Source organism: Streptomyces sp. NBC_01451 (genome assembly GCF_036227485.1).
In the GTDB taxonomy this organism is placed as follows: domain Bacteria; phylum Actinomycetota; class Actinomycetes; order Streptomycetales; family Streptomycetaceae; genus Streptomyces.
This window is the reverse complement of the sequence record NZ_CP109479.1, coordinates 9,279,557-9,298,806: the sequence shown is the minus strand read 5'-3', so window position 1 is coordinate 9,298,806 and position 19,250 is coordinate 9,279,557. Positions and strand designations below refer to the sequence as shown.

Annotated in this window: 12 protein-coding genes and 2 pseudogenes; 6 read left to right on the top strand and 8 right to left on the bottom strand. The window is 70.5% G+C overall.

The genetic code is table 11. From position 1 onward, the window contains the following. Positions 1 to 66: 66 nt before the first annotated feature. The 3 genes and pseudogenes from OG595_RS41085 to OG595_RS41075 form a co-directional block, all read right to left on the bottom strand. Positions 67 to 780: a GvpL/GvpF family gas vesicle protein gene (locus tag OG595_RS41085; protein WP_329281297.1), complete on the bottom strand. Its 714-nt coding sequence runs from the start codon at positions 778 to 780 to the stop codon at positions 67 to 69. Positions 781 to 1,476: 696 nt separating this feature from the next. After that, positions 1,477 to 1,698 (bottom strand): annotated as a pseudogene (gvpJ, locus tag OG595_RS41080) (gas vesicle protein GvpJ); the annotation flags it as partial. A gap of 246 nt (positions 1,699 to 1,944) precedes the next feature. Next, entirely contained in the window at positions 1,945 to 2,268 is a 324-nt protein-coding gene (locus tag OG595_RS41075) for a gas vesicle protein GvpO (protein ID WP_329281295.1), read from the bottom strand. Between the two features lie 464 nt (positions 2,269 to 2,732). On the opposite strand from OG595_RS41075, the gene OG595_RS41070 reads away from it, so the two are divergent. After that, complete coding sequence (locus OG595_RS41070) at positions 2,733 to 4,301, top strand: MFS transporter (RefSeq protein ID WP_329281294.1); 1,569 nt, start codon at positions 2,733 to 2,735, stop codon at positions 4,299 to 4,301. A gap of 247 nt (positions 4,302 to 4,548) precedes the next feature. Here OG595_RS41070 and OG595_RS41065 read toward each other — a convergent pair whose 3' ends face one another. Both OG595_RS41065 and OG595_RS41060 read right to left on the bottom strand, forming a co-directional pair. After that, positions 4,549 to 5,073, bottom strand: a complete 525-nt coding sequence (locus OG595_RS41065) for a winged helix-turn-helix domain-containing protein (protein ID WP_329281292.1) — start codon at positions 5,071 to 5,073, stop codon at positions 4,549 to 4,551. Between the two features lie 433 nt (positions 5,074 to 5,506). Further along, positions 5,507 to 6,490 (bottom strand): ArsR/SmtB family transcription factor, encoded by a 984-nt coding sequence (locus OG595_RS41060; RefSeq protein ID WP_329281290.1) that lies wholly within the window; start codon positions 6,488 to 6,490, stop codon positions 5,507 to 5,509. 139 nt (positions 6,491 to 6,629) lie between these two features. Here OG595_RS41060 and OG595_RS41055 point away from each other — a divergent pair, with 139 nt between their 5' ends. Next, the gene (locus OG595_RS41055; RefSeq protein WP_329281288.1) at positions 6,630 to 7,082 is read left to right on the top strand and encodes a peptidase inhibitor family I36 protein; all 453 of its coding nucleotides are present in this window, start codon (positions 6,630 to 6,632) and stop codon (positions 7,080 to 7,082) included. Positions 7,083 to 7,470: 388 nt separating this feature from the next. Here OG595_RS41055 and OG595_RS45520 read toward each other — a convergent pair. Both OG595_RS45520 and OG595_RS41045 read right to left on the bottom strand, forming a co-directional pair. Beyond that, positions 7,471 to 7,587 (bottom strand): annotated as a pseudogene (locus OG595_RS45520) (acyltransferase domain-containing protein); the annotation flags it as partial. A 201-nt stretch (positions 7,588 to 7,788) separates the two neighbouring features. After that, positions 7,789 to 8,787 (bottom strand): threonine ammonia-lyase, encoded by a 999-nt coding sequence (locus tag OG595_RS41045; RefSeq protein WP_329281284.1) that lies wholly within the window; start codon positions 8,785 to 8,787, stop codon positions 7,789 to 7,791. Positions 8,788 to 8,853: 66 nt separating this feature from the next. On the opposite strand from OG595_RS41045, the gene OG595_RS41040 reads away from it, so the two are divergent. From OG595_RS41040 to OG595_RS41030, 3 genes are all read left to right on the top strand, one after another. Continuing rightward, positions 8,854 to 9,039 (top strand): hypothetical protein, encoded by a 186-nt coding sequence (locus OG595_RS41040; protein WP_329281283.1) that lies wholly within the window; start codon positions 8,854 to 8,856, stop codon positions 9,037 to 9,039. A 481-nt stretch (positions 9,040 to 9,520) separates the two neighbouring features. Then, on the top strand, positions 9,521 to 11,239 hold the full coding sequence (locus tag OG595_RS41035; protein WP_329281281.1) for a SpoIIE family protein phosphatase: 1,719 nt from the start codon (positions 9,521 to 9,523) through the stop codon (positions 11,237 to 11,239). Positions 11,240 to 11,793: 554 nt separating this feature from the next. Then, on the top strand, positions 11,794 to 12,456 hold the full coding sequence (locus OG595_RS41030; RefSeq protein WP_329281279.1) for a hypothetical protein: 663 nt from the start codon (positions 11,794 to 11,796) through the stop codon (positions 12,454 to 12,456). A gap of 601 nt (positions 12,457 to 13,057) precedes the next feature. Here the strand turns inward: OG595_RS41030 and OG595_RS41025 are convergent. After that, positions 13,058 to 15,235 (bottom strand): TerD family protein, encoded by a 2,178-nt coding sequence (locus OG595_RS41025; protein ID WP_329281277.1) that lies wholly within the window; start codon positions 15,233 to 15,235, stop codon positions 13,058 to 13,060. A gap of 346 nt (positions 15,236 to 15,581) precedes the next feature. On the opposite strand from OG595_RS41025, the gene OG595_RS41020 reads away from it, so the two are divergent. Continuing rightward, positions 15,582 to 18,788 (top strand): family 78 glycoside hydrolase catalytic domain, encoded by a 3,207-nt coding sequence (locus tag OG595_RS41020; protein WP_329281275.1) that lies wholly within the window; start codon positions 15,582 to 15,584, stop codon positions 18,786 to 18,788. The last annotated feature ends 462 nt before the right edge of the window (positions 18,789 to 19,250 follow it).

The window sequence follows — 19,250 nt, the reverse complement described above, 5'->3', positions numbered from 1 at the left end:
GTGTCGCTCTCCTTCCGGTAGGGAGTGACAGTGGCGGGGCGGCGAGGTGCGGTCGCCCGGTCACCGTCAGACAAAGCTGTAGGGCGGAAGGGGTCCGGTCACCCGGAGTTCGAGCCCGTGACCGACGCTCTCGGCGACCCTGCCCACGGCCGCGGCGAACGCGTCGGCCTGCCCCCGTTCGATCAGGAGGCTCAGGTTCAGGAAGGCCTCGCCCGCCGGATCGCCCAAGGCGGTGCGGTGAGCCAGCGGCTCCAGTCGGCGGGCGATGTCCTGGGCGTGCTGCGCCTGCAGTGCCTCGACCCCGGCGGCGACCACCGTGCCGAGGGCCACCTGGTCGTCGTGCGTGCCTGCGCCGTCCCGCGTGAGAGCGCTGAGACGCCGGGCTTCGGCACTGTTCCGCAGGACGTCGCGCAGGGCGGTGTCCTCGTCCTGCAGTGCTTTGACATTGAACTCGACGCGGTCCTCGACGTCCCGGAGCCGCTCGGTGAACAACGCCTCCTGGTCCGCCAGCGCGCGGCGCACCGCGCCGTCGTCGGGGGCGAGCGTGCCGAAGCGCAGGGGTAGGACGGCACCCGCGGCGCCGAGCATCAGCAGTACGTTCTGATGGGCGATCAGATCTCTTCGCTTGGCGCGCAGTTGTGTCGGCGCCTCGCTGACGACGGCGGCCACCCGCGCAGCGCGCACCGCCCTCAAGGGCGCGGGCGAGGCCCCGATTCCGGTGGAGCCTTCCACGGGCAGCGGATGGTCCGCGTCCGTGACGGCATAGAGGTAGAGCGGCATCCGTCAGGCCTCCCCGCCCTGCTGCCCCTTGCCGCCCCGGGTCCTGCCGCGTGCGACGGTGGGAGCCTGCTCCTGGCCGGCCGTGGTCGAACCCGAGGCGTCGGCCACTTCCTGCGTGCCGGGCACCGTCGGCTCCGCGGCGGGCACCGTCGTCTGCGCCACGGCACCTATCCCGTCGGCTCCCTGTACGGCGAGATCCGTCACCGGGGCTCCGGTGACGGTCACCGGGGCGACGCCGCTCACCCCGGTCGCTGCCACCGGGGCGACAGCGGTGACCACCGTGCCGGCCGTCCGGCCCACCGTGCCGACCACTTCGCCGACGGTCGGCGCCACGCCACCGACGAGTCCCCCGACAGTCGGCGAAACACCACCGACCACTCCCCCAACCGTCGGGACCACACTGCCGACCAGCCCCCCGACCGTCGGAGTGACGGCACCGACGACGCCACCGACCGTCTGTCCGACCGTCCCGAGTGCCTGTCCCACCGCCTGTCCCAGGTTCCCGGCGACCGGGACCGCAGCGCCGGTGCCGGGCGGCCAGGCGGTGACGGGCTGCCCCTGCACGACGGCACCGCCGGCAGCGGGAGCCGCCACGACGCTCGGCGAGACAACCGTCTGCCCGCCGGACGCCACGGCGGTGGGCAGGCCCGGCGCGAACACCGCGGGCGCCGCTGCCACCACGGGAGTACCGCGGTTCTCCAGGTCTAGGCGGTTGGTGGCCGCCGCGAAGCGCAGGTAGGTGTCGACGCTGGCGATGACAATGCGGATGTCCACACGCAGGACCTCGATGCCGATCACCGACACCCGGATGAAGACATCGATCACGAGTCCGCGGTCGAGGATCAGGTCGAGGATGTCGTAGAGGCCCCCGTCGGTCTTCTGGGCGCGGGGGGCGGCGGTCTGGGCGAGCACGGTCATGGGTGAAGTTCCCTCTCAGAGATGGGGGGCGAGGGTGTACGGGGCGTGCGCCGGGCGGTCGTGCGGTCTCGGTGTCGGCGACGGGACCGCGAACCGGGACCGGCGCGATCCGGCCGGAGGGCGAGGGCCTCGCGGAGACGGACGCTGCGCCAGCAGGCGGGCCGGTCGTGAACAGGGGCCGCGTCACGTGGCGGGAAGCGGGCGGACCTGTGTCCCGGTCGCCGTGCGCGGCCGTCTCGCACGGCATCACTGCCGGTCGACCTGGCCTCGGGTGTAGCGGCGGCTGCGGGAGTAGCCGAGAAGGAGGCCGTCGGCGTCCAGTCTCACCCGGTAGACGGCAAGGACGCTGGTGGAGTCCGGGATGCGCTCCAACTCCACAACCTCGACGTCGACCTGCCAGCCCGTCCCGTCCCGGTTGATGGCCGAGACCGACTCCGGTGTACGGCCCAGGAGTTCGGCAAGCTGGGCGCGCGCGTTGCGCATCGCGCCCACGGCGTCCCCGACCACCGGGGTTCCGGCGGCGGGTGGCGCCGAGGGCGACGAGGGGTCGGGTAAGTCGCTCGTGCTCATAGTTCGTCCGGTCCGTCCAACTGGAAAGTGGGTCCGACAGGTGACGACGCGTCGGCAGGCCTTTCGCGCGTCCCCCGAGCGCCACGTCCGGCATGCTCCGACTCACCAAGCATTGCGTCCACGATCTGAACACATCTTGCCCACGCGGTACCCGCAAGTTCGCCACATTAAGCACACAAACTTTCGCGGCCCCGCCCCGCCACACGCGACAACTGCACCCACGGCGGCCACCGAGGGGCAAACCGGCAAGCCCTCACGCGCCGACGGGCACCAACTCGCCGAACGAGCCGCCACCTTTCTGGATTACTTCACCGGCACCGCACACCCCCGCACCCACGACCTACTATGCTCACGTAGTAGATGCGTGGGGCGCGGCATCCTGTGCGGGACGCCCCTCTGACCGGAGGTGCGAAGTGAACGGGGCTTTATCAGCGGGCGCGCCCGTGCGCGGACGGGGACTGATCATGACGGTCCTCGGCTGCTGTTTCCTGATGGTGATGATGGACAACACCATCCTCAACGTCGCTCTGCAGACGATCCAGGAGGACGTCGGCGCGACCAACGCGGAACTCCAGTGGGCCCTGGACTCCTACATCCTTTTCTACGCGGCCCTGATGTTCTCCTCCGGCATCCTCGCCGACGCCTTCGGCCGCCGCCGGGTGCTGGTGATCGGACTGGTCGTCTTCGGCGTGGCCTCCACCTTCGCCGGCTTCGCCGACACCCCCCAGGAACTCATCATCTGGCGCGGTGTCATGGGCGTGGCCGGATCGGTCGTACCGCCCGCCACCCTCGCGGTGATCAATGACATCTACGCCCCGCAGGAACGCGGCAAGGCGATCGGCATCTGGTCGGCGCTGGGCGGTCTGTCCATCGCCCTCGGCCCGATCGCCGGCGGCTTCCTGCTCGAACACTTCTGGTGGGGCTCGGTCTTCCTCATCAACGTCCCCATCGCCGCCATCTGCGCGGTCCTCCTCCTGGTGGTCCTCGCCGAGTCCCGCTCGGCGACCAGGCCACGTATCGACGTCACCGGCGTCCTGCTGTCCATCACGGGCATCGGCTCGCTGGTCTACGGGGTGATCCGCGGCGGCGAGACCAACGACTGGACGAGTGTCGAGGTCCTGGGCACGATGGTCGCCGGAGTGCTCCTGCTGACCGCCCTCGTCCTGTTCGAGAGCCGCACGGCGCAGCCGGCGCTGGACGTGAAGATGTTCCGCAACAAGTCCTTCGCAGCAGGCACCGCGAGCCTCTCCCTCTCCTTCTTCGCGCTGACCGGCGGCACCTTCCTGATGGTCTTCTACGTCCAGGCCATCCGCGGTCACACCCCCCTCGAACTGGGCCTCATCCTGCTCCCGGTGGCGGTGGGCGCCGTCGCCTCGGCCATCCTCAGCAACCCGCTGGCCATGCGTTTCGGCCCCAAGGCCGTCGTCACCACCGGACTGCTGCTGCTCGCCCTGTCGTTCACGGGCCAGGCCGGCATCGGCGCCGACACGGCACTGTGGTGGTACGAGATCCTGCTGGGCGTCTCCGGCTTCGGCCTCGGCCTGGTCATGGGCACCACCACGACGACCACCATGGCCGTGGTGGCGCCGGAGCAGGCCGCCATCGGCGCGGGCGTCAACAACACGCTGCGGCAGATCGGTGCCGCGCTCGGCGTCGCCGTCCTCGGCTCGATCCTGTCCGTCTGGTACCGGGACGAGCTGGGCGACGCGGTCAACGTCCTCCCGGAGGGTGTACGGGAGACGGCCTCGGAGTCCCTGGGCGGCACGCTGGTCGCGGTACGCGAGCTCCAGGAGGCGGGCACCCTCCCGGCCGGGGCACGCGAACAGGTCCCCGGTCTGCTGGCCGCGGCCCAGGACGCGTATCTGTCCGCCATGCACGTGAGCTTCGGCGTGGCGGCCGGGGCCCTCGCGCTGGCCGCCGTGGTGGCCGTGATCTGGCTGCCCGGCCGGATCGACGCTCCCGCGGGCACCGACGCCGCCGCGCGGCCGAGCCCCGCCGAAACGCCCGACTCCGCCGCCCAGCCGGCGCGATAGCCGGGCCATGGCGCTCCCGTGTGGCCCGGTACCACCGGGTGCCCGGCCACACGGAGCGCCACCTCGTCCCGGTGCGTGCCGAGCACCCGGCCGGGGTGGGGACGGCCGGCCGCACACTGGCGGACTTCCACCACCCACCCGGACCGTGCTCACCCGTGCCGTTCCCAGCTGCCCCGGTTCTCGGCCGCCCCCGCTGCTCGGCCGATCCCGGCTTGGCACCCGTCCCGGATCCCATCGGGCGGTGTCCTCAACCGCTCAGGTCCTCAACGGTCCCCGTCTTCAGGAGGAACCCACGTCCCCGCACGGTCTCTATGGCCAGCCCGACCGACACGACCTTCCGACGCAGCCTCATCATGTGCAGGTCGAGGGCGTTCTGGCTGGCGGAGCGGTTGGCCGACAGGAGCCGCTGCGCCAGCTCGGCCCGGCTGGCCATCCCCGGGCGCCGCTGCACGAGCCCGCGCAACACGGCCGCCTCGGAGACCGTGAGCGGCAGGACAGCACCGCCGTAGCGGAGTAACCCGTCCTCGTCGACCATGGGAGGCGCACTCTGGGACGTGGCCTTGAGATGCAGTGACGCGATCCTGGTCTTCAACTCCCAGGCCTCCACCGGCTGTCGTACCCAGTCCTCGTGCGCCCCCGCCAGCTCGGGCACCCGTGCCCCCCTGGCCACCACGATGAGGCAGGGCAACCCCCGCATACGGAAACCCTCCAACTTTCCCGACTCCGCCGGCCAGCGGATGATCTTCACATCCGGCGTCATGATGTTCTCCACGTATGCCTTCCTCCCGTTTTGTGGCACATGATGACGCCGCGTCTGCGACGCGGACGTCTGTGGAACCCCGGCGAGCCTGGCGGAGTGGCCTCCCGCAGACAAAGGGGCACGCGGCACGCAACCCTGGCGATACATTGACGGACAACTATGAATGGATGCTTTTCAGCCCAATGGAGAAGACGGAGAGTCGCGGTCCCGTGGATGTGCTTTGTCGCTGTCATGCCCGCACCTTCTGCCAAACAGAGTTGGCGTAGCACATACTTCTGGACCACCACTCGGGAACCGCTTGAGAGCAGCCCGGCGAGCTCCCGCGGCTTGGTCGCCGTCGGCCATGGCCGTGCCCGCCCGGCCGGTTCGGCGCGGATCCGGGGAAACGGCTCCGCCATGGCGTCTACGCAGGTCCAACCGCCGCCGGGGCGGCCGTTGGACGGGGTCAGTCGGCGCCCGGCCCCGATCGCAGGAGGGCGGCTCCCAGCGGAGTCAGGGTGTGCAGGACCGTGTTGGCGTGACGGAGGCTGGTGATCAGGCCGGCGTCGCGCAGTACGGCGGTGTGATGGCTCGCCGTCGTGGGTGTCACGCCGGCCCGGTGGGCGGCCTCGGTGGTGGTGGAGCCGGTCGTGCAGGCCCTCAGGATGGCGGCGCGGGTGGGGCCGAGCAGCACGTTCAGCGGTGGGGAGTCGGCGTGCGGGGTCGTCGTCGGCAGGTGGTGGAGGGGGTAGAGCAGAACGGGCGGCAGTCCGGGGTCGGCCAGGGCGATGGGCGCGTGCCAGCAGAAGTGGGAGGGGATCAGGAGCAGCCCCCGCCCGCGGAGGTGGACGTCGCGGTGTTCCGGATACGGATCGATCTCCAGGACCGGTGACCGCCAGTGGATCGTGGGGCCCAGTCCGGCGAGCATGCCCTCGGTCCCGGCATGGAACAGGGTGTGGGCGTGCCGGACCCGCTCGGCGTGCAGACGCTCCTGGATGCACTCCTCGTGCGGTGCGATCACGGCACAGTAGTAGGCGCGCAGGGCGCACACGAGTTGTTCGCGCATGTCCCGCTCGGCGAGCCGGCGTACCCAGGCCGGGGCACCGACGGCCCGGTTGAGGGCGTCGGCCTCCTTGACGACCCGCTCGTCCGGCGTCACCAGTACGGCCTCCAGCCCGGCGTCCAGGCCTTGGGCGCCCTCCGGTGGCGTCAGGAAGTCGGGGAAGTAGCTGGCGCGCGGGAAGAGCGGCAACAGGAAGGTCTTCACCGTCGGTTCGAGCCCGGCCCGGCGCAGCGCGGCACGGGCGGTGCGGAACCAGGGGGCGTAGGCCCAGCGCCCTTCGCGGGTCTGGAGCCGGTGCAGACTGGCCGCGATCTCCCAGAGCGCGTGTGGCTCGGTCGCGACTCTGACCTTGGTGAGGTCCTCGGGTGTGAAGTGAAAGCGGAGCATCCGTTTCCCCGTGGGCGACCGCTGCCGACCTGCGAAGTGTCACTGCACTCGCATGAGCATGACACCGACGTGGCGGGCCGGGAACATGAATTCCCGCCAGCCGCAGGCCCGTTGGCACCCTCCACGAGAAAGGCACGACATGTCCTCGTACGAGCGGGAGCAGGAACACCATCCGAAGTCCGGCCGCACATCCCGTCGGGGCCGCAGGGCCCTCGTCGCCGCGTCGCTCACCTTCGCCACGGCCGCCCTGGGCCTGGTCGCACCCGGTTCCGCGAGCGCCACGGCGCAGGCGTGGGAGTGCAGCAGCGGCAGCGTGTGCATCTACACCGGCGCCTACGGCACGGGCAGCCGGTGTTCATGGAGCAACGCCGACGCGGACTGGTACAGCGGTGACGTCCAGTGTTCGTGGTCCGACACGCAGAACGTCGGGTCGGTCTACAACCGGGGCACGTCGTCCTCGTACAACTGGGTCATTCTCTACACCGGCGCCAACTACGGCGGTACCGGCTACTGCGTCGCTCAGGACGGTGGCTCCTGGTCGAACCTGAACGTCAGGCTCCGCTCCCACCGCTGGAGGGCTTCCTGCTCATGACCGGATGAGCACATGAACGCCTGACCGGCCACGGGTCGGCGGGTTCCGGAGCGCCGGGACCCGCCGACCCGCGTGCCGCTCATCAGGCGTGCTCTGTCCGGTGCTTCACCCAGTCGTGCGGGGTTCGCGCGGTTGTCTCTCCGTGTCGCTAGATCATGGAGTGGTGGTCGCCGTGGACGTCCAGCACGTCCAGCGGTAGCGGCCACACGGTCTGCCAGTCGTCGGGGACCTTGTGCCGAGGGATCCGGTCGCGCCGGTGACCAGGACGGTGCCGTGCGCGTCGAACCGCGTCGGCTGCCCACCCGGGGGACGGCCGGATCCGGGGGCGTCGTGGGGAGTCGGGTCAGCCGAGCCACATGGGCGGTGCCGGCGCGCGGGCGCACAGCGGTGTCAGCATGCCGGAGACATGAGCGACGGCTGGTTCGCCGATCGAGTGGCCCGCGAGGTGGCGGGGCCGCACTCCCCCGCTCTCGACCAGCCGGAACAGCGCGACCTCCATCGCGCCGGTCGCCGCCCGAGTGCAGCGGCGCGATACCACGGAAGTCGCGGGAACCGTACGGCTGTCATCATGATCTGTACAGCAGTTCGCCCCCGCAACGGACACGGGTCGTGGGCGGCGAACCATACGTTCTGGGACCACAAGGTTCACGTTCGTCGGCCTTCGACCGCTCCCACGATCTCCCGGACTCCCGTCGGCGAGCAAGCGTCAGGACCTGTGGCCGGGTGCCGCGCCGACCCAGCGGTGGTAGGCGTCCAGATCGACGTTGCTGCCGCACACGATGGTGACCACATGCCGGCCGGCGAAGCGGTCACGGTCTTCGAGGATCGCCGCGATACCGAGCGCGGCCGAGGGTTCGACGACGAGGCCGGCGTGGTGGAGGAGCATCCGCATACCGGCGATGATCGACGCCTCCTGGACCAGGACCGCATCGTCGGCGACCAGGAGGAGGTCCTCCAGGACGGCCGGGACGGGACGCCGGCCGGCGACGCCGTCAGCGATGGTGTCGGTCGAGTCGGTGGTGAGGACACGCCGCGCGCGCCACGAGTGCGTCATCGCCGGAGCCCCCAGGGGCTGCACGCAGATCACCTCGACTCCGGGCGCCGATTCCTTCAGCACATGGCCCACACCCGTGGCCAGCGCCCCGCCGCCGAGAGCGATCAGGACGGCGTCGAACGACGGCGCCGTGTCCGCCTGTTCCACCAGTTCCACCAGTTCCAGGCCGATGGTCGCCGCGCCCTCGCAGGTCTCGATGTCCAGACTGTCCTCGACCAGCCGGATGCCGTCGTACCGCGCGATGGCCGACGCACGCTCGCGAGCCAGCTCGTGGTCGCCGTCCACCAGCTCCAACCCGGCGCCCAACGCGCGAATGCGATCGAGCTTGGCCACCGTCGCGAAGCGGGATGCCACGACGGTCACGTCGAGGCCCCGGCCACGCCCGGACCAGGCGAGGGCCTGGCCAAGATTGCCCGCGCTGGCACACACCGCGGCTCGCGGGCCATTGTCGGCGAGCAGACTCGCGACCACCTCGGTGCCGCGGCCCTTGAAGCTGCGGACCGGATTCGCCGTCTCGAGCTTGATGCTCACCGTGCACCCGAGTTCGGGTTCCAACGCCTCACAGCGGTACAGCGGGGTACCGAGAAAGACCGGGTCGATCACCCGGCGGGCCGCCCTGATCCGAGCAGTGTCGAGGCGCGTCTCCTGCATGACACCGCAGCGTAGCCGGGCCCGCGTCGTTCCCTGAGGCATGCGTTCCGGCTCTGGGAAACCTCGGTGTCCGAGACCGAGGGAAGGGCCACGGGGATCGGACTGGAGCTGCACGCGGGGCGGCCCGCACGCAAGGGAAGGTCCCGCGAGACATTGCCGCGGGGGTCCTACGAGCACGGTGAGGCGTTGGCGAGGGCGCTGGGAGCGCTCGACCCGCACGGTTCGGGCAGGCTGGGCCGGGTGGACCCGTAGGCGACACCCTGCTCGACGAGCAGGAAGCCCAGGTCGCCCGTCAGGAAGCCGAGACTCTGAAACAGCGGCGCGCCGACGAGGAGGAGAAGGCGGCCCTGCTCGACCTCGCCGAAATGCTGCAGGCGTGTGCGGCGGCACCGGGCAGCTACTTGTGGTTCACGGGGGACCAGGTCTCATGCCGCGGCTCCCGGGACTGGGATCCCGCCACCGGATTCACCCGACGGCGGTGAGCGAGGCGATCAGGGCCTCGGGCCGGGTCATCCCATGTCTGACCAGGCACGACGACAGTGTGCGGCAGCACGACCCGGGCGGTGTCCGCGAGGTCCTGCGGGCCAGGCGGTCCGTCCGCCGGCGTTCCGGCCGTGGCCGTCGGTTCGCCGTCCGCGAGCCACAGCGAGGCTGAATTCGCCGGCACCGGGGCAGTCGGAGAGGCAGACATCGTCAAGCGGGCGTCCCGCAAGTCAGCTAGGGAGATCAGAGCATGGCAGGACCAGAACATACGGAGAACCACGGGAAACGGTCCCTGGCGACGCGTGTCGCCGGGCTCACCGAGACGCTGGAGGCCATCGGGACCGGGGCTTACCTGGTGGACGAGCAGGGCCGCATTCTCGCGGTCAACTCCCGCACCGAGCGGTTTCTGGGCCGGCCGACCGAAGATCTCTTCGGCCATGACGCGCACGACCTACTGCACCGGGACGCCCACGGCCACCCCTTGCCCCGGACCCAGTGCCGCATGCGGCAGGCGTTCCACGCCGGACGCACAGCTCAGGCGGACGAGGACTACTTCGTACGCGGGGACGGCTCCTTGATGCCCATTTCGTGGCTGATAACTCCCTTCGACCTTGGTGACCACGAACACAGCACGCTCGTCCTCTTCCAACCCCGGCATCTGCGGGAACCCCACTCACCACCGCAGTCGGCCACCGCACTGCTGCCTGAACTCGAACGCCTCGCCCTGCTGGCCGCGACCACCACACAACTGGCCTCCACCCTCGATGTCGAGGAGGCGCTGCGACGCCTGGTGACCCTGGTGGTGCCCCGGCTGGCGGACTGGGCCATCATCGATCTGATCACGGAACGCGACGAGGTGTGGCGCACTGTCGTCACCGAGGCGGACGGTGAAGGCCTGGTGCGCCACGAGGAGCTGGAGGGACCGATGCCGCCGGTCCCCGAGGAGTCCCCGATGCCCTTGTCACGGGCCCTGCGCGGGGTCGCCTCGACGCTGGCCGGCCCGCAGACCTACCAGGGGCCACCGGATTCCGGCATCGCGGTCGAACAGCGCCGTCTGTTCGACGCCACCGGTATCCACTCCGCGGCCATCGCTCCCATCCGCAGCACCCGCGCCGTGCTGGGCGCGCTGATCCTGGGCCGCGCCAAACAAGCGGGCGACTTCGGCGCCTCCGATCTTCCCCTCATCGAGGACATCGCCCGGCGCGCCGGACTCGCGCTGGACAACGCGCGCCTCTACCAGCGCCAGCGCAAGGTCGCCGAGACCATGCAGAACCATCTGCTGCCCCAGATGCCACGCGTGCCCGGGTTGCAGATGACGGTCCGCTACCTGCCCGCACCCGACGCCTCACAGGTCGGGGGCGACTGGTACGACGCCTTCTCCCTGTCCGACGGTGCCACCGCGCTGGCCATCGGCGATGTCGTCGGTCACGACCTGGAGGCCGCGGCCGGCATGGCCCAGGTACGCAACATGCTCCGCGCCTACGCCTGGGCCATGCAGGAGCCCCCGAGCCAGATCGTCGAACGCCTCGACGAGGCGGTCCTGCACATCACCGACGTCGCGATGGCCACCATGGTCCTCGCCCGGATCGAAGAGACCCACGACGGCCAGTGGAAACTGTCCTGGACCAACGCCGGCCACCCGCCGCCGCTGTTGATCAGCCACGACGGCCTGGCCGACTACCTCACCGACGCCCACGGCATTCTTCTGGGCACCGGATCCCAAAAGCCCCGCACCGACGCCACCGTCCTCCTGCCAGCGGGCTCCACCCTCCTGCTGTACACCGACGGGCTGATCGAAGAACCCGGGCACTCCCTCGACGAGGGCCTGCATCGACTGCGCCGGCACGCCGCCGCTCTCGCCCACCGCCCTCTGACCTCCTTCACCGACCAACTGCTGGACCGGGTCCGGCCTCTCGCCAACGACGACGATGTCGCCCTGCTCGCCCTGCGGGTCCCCGCCCGGACCTGACGCCCCGCACCCCGGACGGCAGACACCGGGACAGCTCGAAGCCCCTGCCCTTCGCACTCCGGCGGCGCTGTCGCCGGTCCTGGTGGCAGACCGCCTGCGACGGATGTCCGCCTGAACCCAGGAGTTCTGGCCGCCTCACAGTCAGGGGTCTGCTTGCCGACCGCGCCCGAGCCCGACGATCCGGCTGGCGCCGACCGGCCTCGCCAGGGTGCGGACGTTACCCGCCCCAGTGGATGCGCGACTTCCGGCGGTACGCCGCCGATGCCTGAGCGGATGCCTGAGCGAGGGTTCGGCCGTTGATTCGCGACAGGTTCCGCGTCGGCTTCCGGGGTGAGTTCCACGCCGGTTCGGCTTCACGTTCCCCGGACGCAACCAGAACTCCGCCGAACAACCAACTCCGCCCGCCCGTAGTATCTCTACACCGGGGACAGCCTGCAGCCAGGTGCGACCCACACAAGACTCCTTCAAGCCCTGCTGAACAACCGCCCAGCCCTGCGCCTGATCTGCAAGCTACTTCACAGCCCGCAGACTCGCCCCGAGGAAAGGCCAGCATCATGCCTGACAGCAAGACACCCACACCCACCACCGAACTGACATCGCAATACATTGCCCAGGTGGGCAACGACCTTGAGCGCAATGTCAAGGAGCAGGACCGTATCGGCGCGGAGATCGACGCGCTGCAGGAACAACTGCGCGCCCTGCGACACGACCACACCGTGCTGACGAACATGCGCAACGCACTCGGCGCCACCGACACCGCCGCCCAGCCCGTCCCCGAAGCGGACGCGGCGCCCTCAGTGCCTCGCCAGAAGGCCCCTTCTCAGCCCGGTGCGGGCAAGCGGGTGCGGGCCAAGAAGGCTGCCGTCGCGCAGGGCGGCGAGGCGGTCAAGAAGCCTGCCGCCAAGAAGCCCGAGTCAGCAGCCAAGGCGACGGCCTCGAAGACGGCGCAGCCCACCCTCGTGGAGCTGATCCGCCGCCACCTCACCGACCAGAAGGAACCCCGCTCCGCGGCCGAGATCGCCACCGCACTCGGCCAGGCCCACCCCGACCGCAATATCAAGCCCACCGTCGTACGCACCACGGTCGAAGGCCTCGTCGCCAAGAGCCTTGCCCAGCGCACCAAGCAGGGCAACTCCGTCTACTACACCACCACCGACACCCAGGCCCCGACACCGTCGCCAGCGGTTCCCGCCGACGACCAGGCCGACGTGAACTGATCGCCGAGACACCGTCCCTGGGCACGCCGTGCCCCTGCTGCCGGTCAACGGCGTATCCAGTCCGGCGAGTTGTGGCAAGCCCGCGCGCGTGGTGCCTTACGTCGTGCGTCGGTGGCGCGGATGGGGACTGTCCGGTGCTGAGGGTGCCGGGACCGCGCCGTGAACGAAGGCCGCGTCATCAGAGGTGAGTTGGGCGACGGGCGAGGTGGGGCGACGCGTTCGGCGAACTCGCGCGGCAGGCCGAGACGACGGGCGGGAAGGTCGGCCACGGCGACAGGCAGCCCGGGCGCCGACGGCCCAGCGGCGGAGACGCCGCCGCGGCCCGTGGGTTCAGCAAGCTCGGCGGGCGGTCACCTCAGCGTCCCGCGAAGCGTTGTTCGACGCGGGCGCGAACCTCTGTCGAGGGTCCCGGCGCGATGTGTGCCGGTCGGGTCGGAACGCTGTTCCGGTGACCGTCGAGGGGTTCACACAAAACCTGGGAGGCGCCACGTGGGCGCCTCCCGGACGAGTTCGAGGGCGAGGAAAGCGAAAGGACTTGGGTTCATGGAAAGTGAATGAGAAGGAAGCCCCTTCATGGCCTCGCCAAGGGCAACGCTAACACTCAGGCCGGGATCAAGTCGCGCAGATTTTCGAGGGTGACTATCCGGGAGTCCGGGTGCAGTCCTTCGGGGCGTTCGAGACCGATGTACGTCACGGGCTCGTCCGGAACATTCTCGCCGTCCCACAGGTGCACGTCCCCCGCCGTGGCAGCGCAGGACATCAGGTCGATCAGGTACCCCACCGTCAGCTGCTCGCGTTCGACGAGGGCGCGCACCACCTTGGACACCGACACCTGGTTCTCCTCGACCTGGTTGGCGGACGAGATGCCCTTCAGATACAGGTGCAGCCACTTCGCGCGCCACCGGCCGTCGTCCTCCCGCCGGAAGACCAGCGGCAGCGCGACTCGGCCCACACCGCGCAGCTCCGACTTCATCCGCACCGTGCGCGGTTCGAACGGCCGTCCCTTCTGCGCACCCTCGCGCAGCATGAAACCGAAGAACGACTCCTCGACCTCCTCGAAGCCCTCCCCCGCGTAAATGTTGACCTGCGGAACGATGAACGTACTGCGGACCCGGTCCAGGGACAGGTCGATGAACTCCGAGGCCCCGTCGGGTGCCTCGGTGACATCGCCCGAGTGCCTGCCCCCGACAGCCCTGAGCGACGTGTAGGACAGCCAGGAGTCGGTGCTGTAGTCGGCGTGGAGAAGCAGCGCCGAGAGGTCGTAGTCCGTCCGCGCCGCGGTCTCCTTCCAGTAGACGAAGAAGCGCAGCCGTTCGCCGTCGACCGGCGAGACCGAGCCTCGTGGCAGTACGCCGAGGCCGGACGCGGTCGCCCGGCCGCTGAGCGGGAGTGCCACGTCGAGGACGTCGGGGTCGATCAGCAGTCGGCCCGGTGTCGGGAGCCGGCGGCGCGTCTCGGTGTCGAGGGCGGCCATCAGACGGTCGCGGTCCGGGGCCGGCACGGGCGGCCGGTGGTCGGCACGGACCCAGGCGCGCCCTCGCCGGTTGACGAAGATGCGGGGCTGGTCGGTCTCCCGGCCGCGGTTGAGCAAGTGCTCACGGACCGAGAGGACGACCCGGCCGGAGACCTCGGGAGCGACCTGTACCGCGGCGGCCACCACCGCGTCCCGTTCCTCCTGGTCGGCGGCGACGCGCAGCAGGAGGTCCAGGGCACGGAACAGCTTGCCGGGAGCGGCCTTGAGGAGTTGCAGGGCACCGAGTGCGTCGGACTCGTCGAGCAGTTTCTCGACGCGGCTGTCGAAGGACAGCGCCTCCTTCTCGCCCCGCGCTACGGCGAACACGTCCGCGGCGTGCGGCCAGCGCGGGTACTCGTGCGGATGGAGCCGCTCGCCGAGCCGCTTGAAGGGCTCCCGGTGCGCGTGTACGTCGGCCAGCTTCGCGGGGTTCGCCGCGACCACGGCGTCGAGACCCGCGAGCAGCGCACGGCGGACCGGCCGCGAGAGCGCCCGGAACCGGGTCGGCTCCTGCAATGTCACGTCGCCGCCCGACAGTGCGCAGGCAAGCCTCAGCACATCGGTGACGGTGTCCAGCAGGAGGTCCGCCCCGACCGCGAGACGGGCCTCGTTGACGACCGCCCGGTTCTCCCGGACCGGGATCGACTGCGGCTGGGGGCCGAGCGCGCACTGCTCGGCGAGGGTTCTGAGGTCGCGCAGATGGTCGTCGCCCAGCGGTGTCCTGCTGCCCGCCAGGGCCAGGTACAGGTCCGTGAGTTCGTCGTCCAGGTCCCGCCCGAGGTGCAGGACGGTCACCCGGTCGCCCGCCGACGCGATCAGCTCGTCCTGCGCCGCGAGCAGCTCCTCGTAGGTGTGCCGGTAGCGGCCGTACGTCGGGAGGCTGAGCAGGTCCAGCACCCCGTGGGCCAGCTGCGTCAGCACGTTCTCGCGCGACTTGTCGTCGGCGAGTGCCTTCGCCACACACCGCGTCCAGAACTCTTCGGTGCCCGGCACGTTCGCCGGGAAGTCGATGAAGTACGAGTTGTGGCGGACGTGGTCCCCCACCATCTCGCTCACGGTGCGCAGCGTCCGCTTGGCGGTGTGCACGACCGCGGCCTCGGAAAGCCCGGACAGCCGGTCGAGCAGTTCCGCGGAGAGTTTGAAGCCCACGGACGTCAGGGCGGCGTCGAACTGCCGCGCGGCGGTGGCTCCTTCACCCGTGGAGCCCTTGGGAGAGGAGAGGCGGTGGGTGTGCCGGATGACCAGCGATTCGAGACTGTGCGCCATTTCGGGATGATCGCAGAGGTGTGCGAACCGGCGCACAGGAGTTTTTGCGGGCTCCACCCCCTAAGGGATGACCGCAGGACGAAATGGGGGACATCCCGATGGTGGGCACGGCTGGTGGCTCGCAGCGTTGACTGGCCTGACGGGTACGGCTTCGCCTGGCATCCCGCACGCGCCCGCGTGGGGTGCCCGTGCCTTCCGCTGACCGGTCGTGCCGAGAACTCCCACCCGGTTAAATCGTTTCAATTCACAGCGAAACCAAAGGGGCTGAAGGGATTGACTGGACGAACACGGAACCTTAACCTCCGGGCAATCACATTGAAACCTTTCACCAGCCGAGGGTGCACCGATGTCCTGGGACCTGTCGCGTAGAAGACTTCTCCAACTCGGTGGCACCACGGCCGCCTCGGTCGTGCTGACCGGGCCCCCGGCACTCGCCGCCGACGGGCCTGGCACCGCCAGGACCCCCGGCCGCCCGCCCCTGCCGACCGGGACGATGGCCGATCTGCTCCCCCAGGCACTCGGCACGAGCGCAGGACAGAACCCCCGGTTCAGCTGGCAGGTGCCCGACTTCTGCGCCGGCACCGTCCAGCGCGCCTACCAGCTGCAACTGGCCGTCGCACCGGACGGTTTCGCCGACGAGCGCCTCGTCTGGGACTCGGGCAGGCTCAAGTCCGCAGACTCGACCGCCGTCCCCTACGGCGGGCCGCCGCTACAGCCCCGAACCGCCTACTGGTGGCGGGTCGCCAGCTGGGGCGAAGGGCGTTCCGCGTGGTCGGAGCCCGCTCTGCTCGCCACCTCGGTCGACGAGGAGTGGGAGGCCGAGCCGATCTGGGCACCGGCCGGGCCGGTCATGACCGACGGCACCTTCACCGCCCGTCTGAAGATCACCGCTGTGGCTGCCGGGGTGTGGTTCCGCGCCGCGAACACCTCCAACAACTACATGTGGCAGTTGCGCGCCGGCAGCACCGGCGTCCTGCGCAAGCACGTCTGCGTGAACGGCACGTACACCGTCCTCGGCGAGGTCCGGCTGCCGTTCGCCGTCACCGCCGGGGAGTGGACCGACCTCGCTGTCACCATGACGGGCTCCGCCTTCACCACCACGGTGAACGGCAGCGTCGTCGACACCACCACCGACACCCGCTACACCTCCGGCAACATCGGCCTGCGCAACGGCCTCACCGAGTCCCAGGTCTACGACCGGATCACCTTCACCGCCGCCGACGGAACCGTTCTCCTCGACGACGACTTCGCCTCCGACAAGGGCACCTTCTCCGCCGGCACCGTCTCCGGCGGCACGCTGACCTTTCCCACCGGCGCCACCTCGCTCTCCTCCTACGGGGCCGACGACACCTGGGCGCTGCTGCGCCACGAGTACGCCACCGCCGCGAGCAGGACGGTGGCCGCCGCCGTCCTCTACGTCGCGGCCACCTCCCCCGACTCCGCCCGGCAGTACGTGGCCAAGGTGTGGAGCAACGGCACGGTCGTCGGGCACGCCTCCGTGCGCTCCGGCACCGGTACCGCGTACCAGGCGTTCGACATCACCTCGACCCTGCGGAGCGACGGCACACCGAACGCGCTGGCCGCCCTCTGCTGGACGACCTCGCAGCAGAAGTTCCTGGCCCAGCTGGAGATCACGTACACCGACGGCAGCCGGACGACCGTCGCCTCGGGCAGCCACTGGAAGGCGCGCCGCCAGGCCGGGTTGCTGCCGGCGAAGGGCAGTGCGGGCAGCAGCTACTTCACCGTCCCCCAGGAGTACTGGGACCTGCGGCGGGAACCCGTCGGCTGGACCGGGCCCGGCTTCGACGACAGCGGGTGGGACGCTCCCGTCGTCCGCACCGCGATCAGCGGCCTCGTCCCGGCACCCATCGAGCCGCCGCGACTGCACGATGTCACCCCCGTCTCCGTCACCAAGGTCGCCGACGGCCGCTGGCTGGTGGATCTCGGCCGGGAGATCGTCGGCGGGCTGGCCCTGGAGGTCACCGGGAGCGCGGGCGACACCGTCGAGGTGCGCCTCGGTGAGGAGCTGAACGCGGACGGCACCGTCAAGTACCAGCTGCGCGCCACCAACACGTACCGCGAGGTGTGGACCCTGCGCGACGGCGGCCAGCGTTTCGAGCACTGGGGTTACCGCGGTTTCCGCTGGGCCGAACTGCGCACGGCGCTCGATCTGTCCGGGGCCGTCGTCACCGGGCGGGCCTGGCGCCTCGACTGGGACGACAGCGAGTCCTCCTTCAGCAGCTCCGACCCCGACCTCGACCGGGTCTGGGAGCTGTGCCGCTACTCGATCGAGGCCACCCGCGGCGATCTCTACACGGACACCCCGACCCGGGAACGCGGCCCCTACGAGGGCGACGCGCTGATCAACCAGCTCTCCGAGTACGGCGTCCAGCGCTCCTACGCCCTGGCCCGCTGGTCGAACGACTACCTGGTCCGCAAGGGCACCTGGCCCACCGAGTACCGGCTGATGTGCGCGCTGTCCGCCTGGGAGGACTACCTCGCCACCGGCGACGACCGGCAGCTCGCCAAGGACTACGACCTGCTCGCCGCGAAGAACCTCACCGCCTACCTGGACTCCCAGGGCCTGGTCCGCAAGGCGCCCGGCAGCAGCAGCCAGGACCTGGGCGACCTCGTCGACTGGCCGACCGCCAGCCGTGACGGGTATGTCTTCACGAACGTCAACACCGTCGTCAACGCCTTCCAGTACGCGGCCTTCGACGCTCTGTCCAAGTGCGCCGCGGTACTGGGCAAGGACGACGACGCGACGGCCCTGCGCACACGTGCCGACACCCTCGCCGGCGCCATGCGCGCCACCCTGCTCGACAGCACGGCCGGCCGGTTCCTCGACGGCGAGGGCACCACGCACAGCGCCCAGCACGCCACCGCCTTCCCGGTCGCCCTCGGCGTCGCGGACACCCTCGACGACGAGGTGCGCGGCCGGCTCGGCGACACGCTCGCGGCGGGCGGGATGCGGGTGAGCGTGTACGGCGCGCAGTTCCTCCTCGACGCCCTCTTCCGGCTCGGCCGCGCCGACGCCGCACTCGCGCTGCTCACCTCCACGGCGACCAATTCGTGGCTGCACATGCTCGACGAGCTGAAGGCCACCATCGTCACGGAAGCCTGGGATCCCGCGCTGAAGTCCAACATGACGTTCTCCCACGCCTGGGCCTCGGCTCCGGCGAACACGATCCCCCGGCACGTGCTCGGTGTCCGCGTCACCGCTCCCGGAGCGTCGGAGTTCCTCATCCGTCCCAGGACCGGCGCCCTGACCGAGGCGACGGGAACGGTGCCGTCCGTGCGCGGCCCGGTCAGGGTCGCCGTGCACCGGTCGGCCGACGCCCATACGACCCGGGTGACGGTGCCGCCCAACTCCAGCGCGGTGCTTGAGGTGGAGATCGGTGATGCCCACCCGGCGCAGTACCGGGTGACGGCAACGGCACCCGGCGGACGAGGACGGGTGCCCGTCAGGTACATCACCGACCTCACCGGTACGGTGCTGCGGATCGGGCCCGTCGGCTCCGGCACGACGAAGGTCGAGCGCAGGGATTCCTGACGGTGGGGCCCGGGTTCCGCCCCTGGGCCCCACCCATCCGGCCAACGCACCCAACGCGCCCAACTCACCTGTGCGCCAGGGCAGTCGATGCCGTGGCATGCGCTCTGCCCCTGCTCCGACCCTGGCAGGGGACTGCGGGGACAGGGGCCGGGAAGCGATCGCTTCCCGGCCCCGCGACCGGGGTCACTCCGTCACCGGATCGTCCGTGTCCGGTTGGGCTGCTCAGCGCCCTCCACCGGTCGATGGCGGCGCAGTTGGCCGTCGAGTCACTGCTCCGACTTCACCCGGCCCGACGGCCTGCGGCAAGACGGTGGCCTCGCCGAGCCAGGACACACCGTGCGGCAGCGCGATCCGCTCGTCGAGCGTGAGCCGCCCGGGCAGGCCGTCGACACGCCTGTCGACCGGCGGCGCCGGGTCACGGGACGGCGGACCCACGAGGCAGACCCCCAAGCAGGCTGGGTG

What these genes read in the sequence shown, in the direction of transcription:
- OG595_RS41060 (WP_329281290.1), bottom strand. Translation starts at nt 6,490, where the DNA reads ATGCTCCGCTTTCACTTCACACCCGAGGACCTCACCAAGGTCAGAGTC.
- OG595_RS41085 (WP_329281297.1), bottom strand. Translation starts at nt 780, where the DNA reads ATGCCGCTCTACCTCTATGCCGTCACGGACGCGGACCATCCGCTGCCC.
- OG595_RS41035 (WP_329281281.1), top strand. Translation starts at nt 9,521, where the DNA reads ATGGCAGGACCAGAACATACGGAGAACCACGGGAAACGGTCCCTGGCG.
- OG595_RS41075 (WP_329281295.1), bottom strand. Translation starts at nt 2,268, where the DNA reads ATGAGCACGAGCGACTTACCCGACCCCTCGTCGCCCTCGGCGCCACCC.
- OG595_RS41025 (WP_329281277.1), bottom strand. Translation starts at nt 15,235, where the DNA reads ATGGCGCACAGTCTCGAATCGCTGGTCATCCGGCACACCCACCGCCTC.
- OG595_RS41055 (WP_329281288.1), top strand. Translation starts at nt 6,630, where the DNA reads ATGTCCTCGTACGAGCGGGAGCAGGAACACCATCCGAAGTCCGGCCGC.
- OG595_RS41070 (WP_329281294.1), top strand. Translation starts at nt 2,733, where the DNA reads ATGACGGTCCTCGGCTGCTGTTTCCTGATGGTGATGATGGACAACACC.
- OG595_RS41030 (WP_329281279.1), top strand. Translation starts at nt 11,794, where the DNA reads ATGCCTGACAGCAAGACACCCACACCCACCACCGAACTGACATCGCAA.
- OG595_RS41045 (WP_329281284.1), bottom strand. Translation starts at nt 8,787, where the DNA reads ATGCAGGAGACGCGCCTCGACACTGCTCGGATCAGGGCGGCCCGCCGG.
- OG595_RS41020 (WP_329281275.1), top strand. Translation starts at nt 15,582, where the DNA reads ATGTCCTGGGACCTGTCGCGTAGAAGACTTCTCCAACTCGGTGGCACC.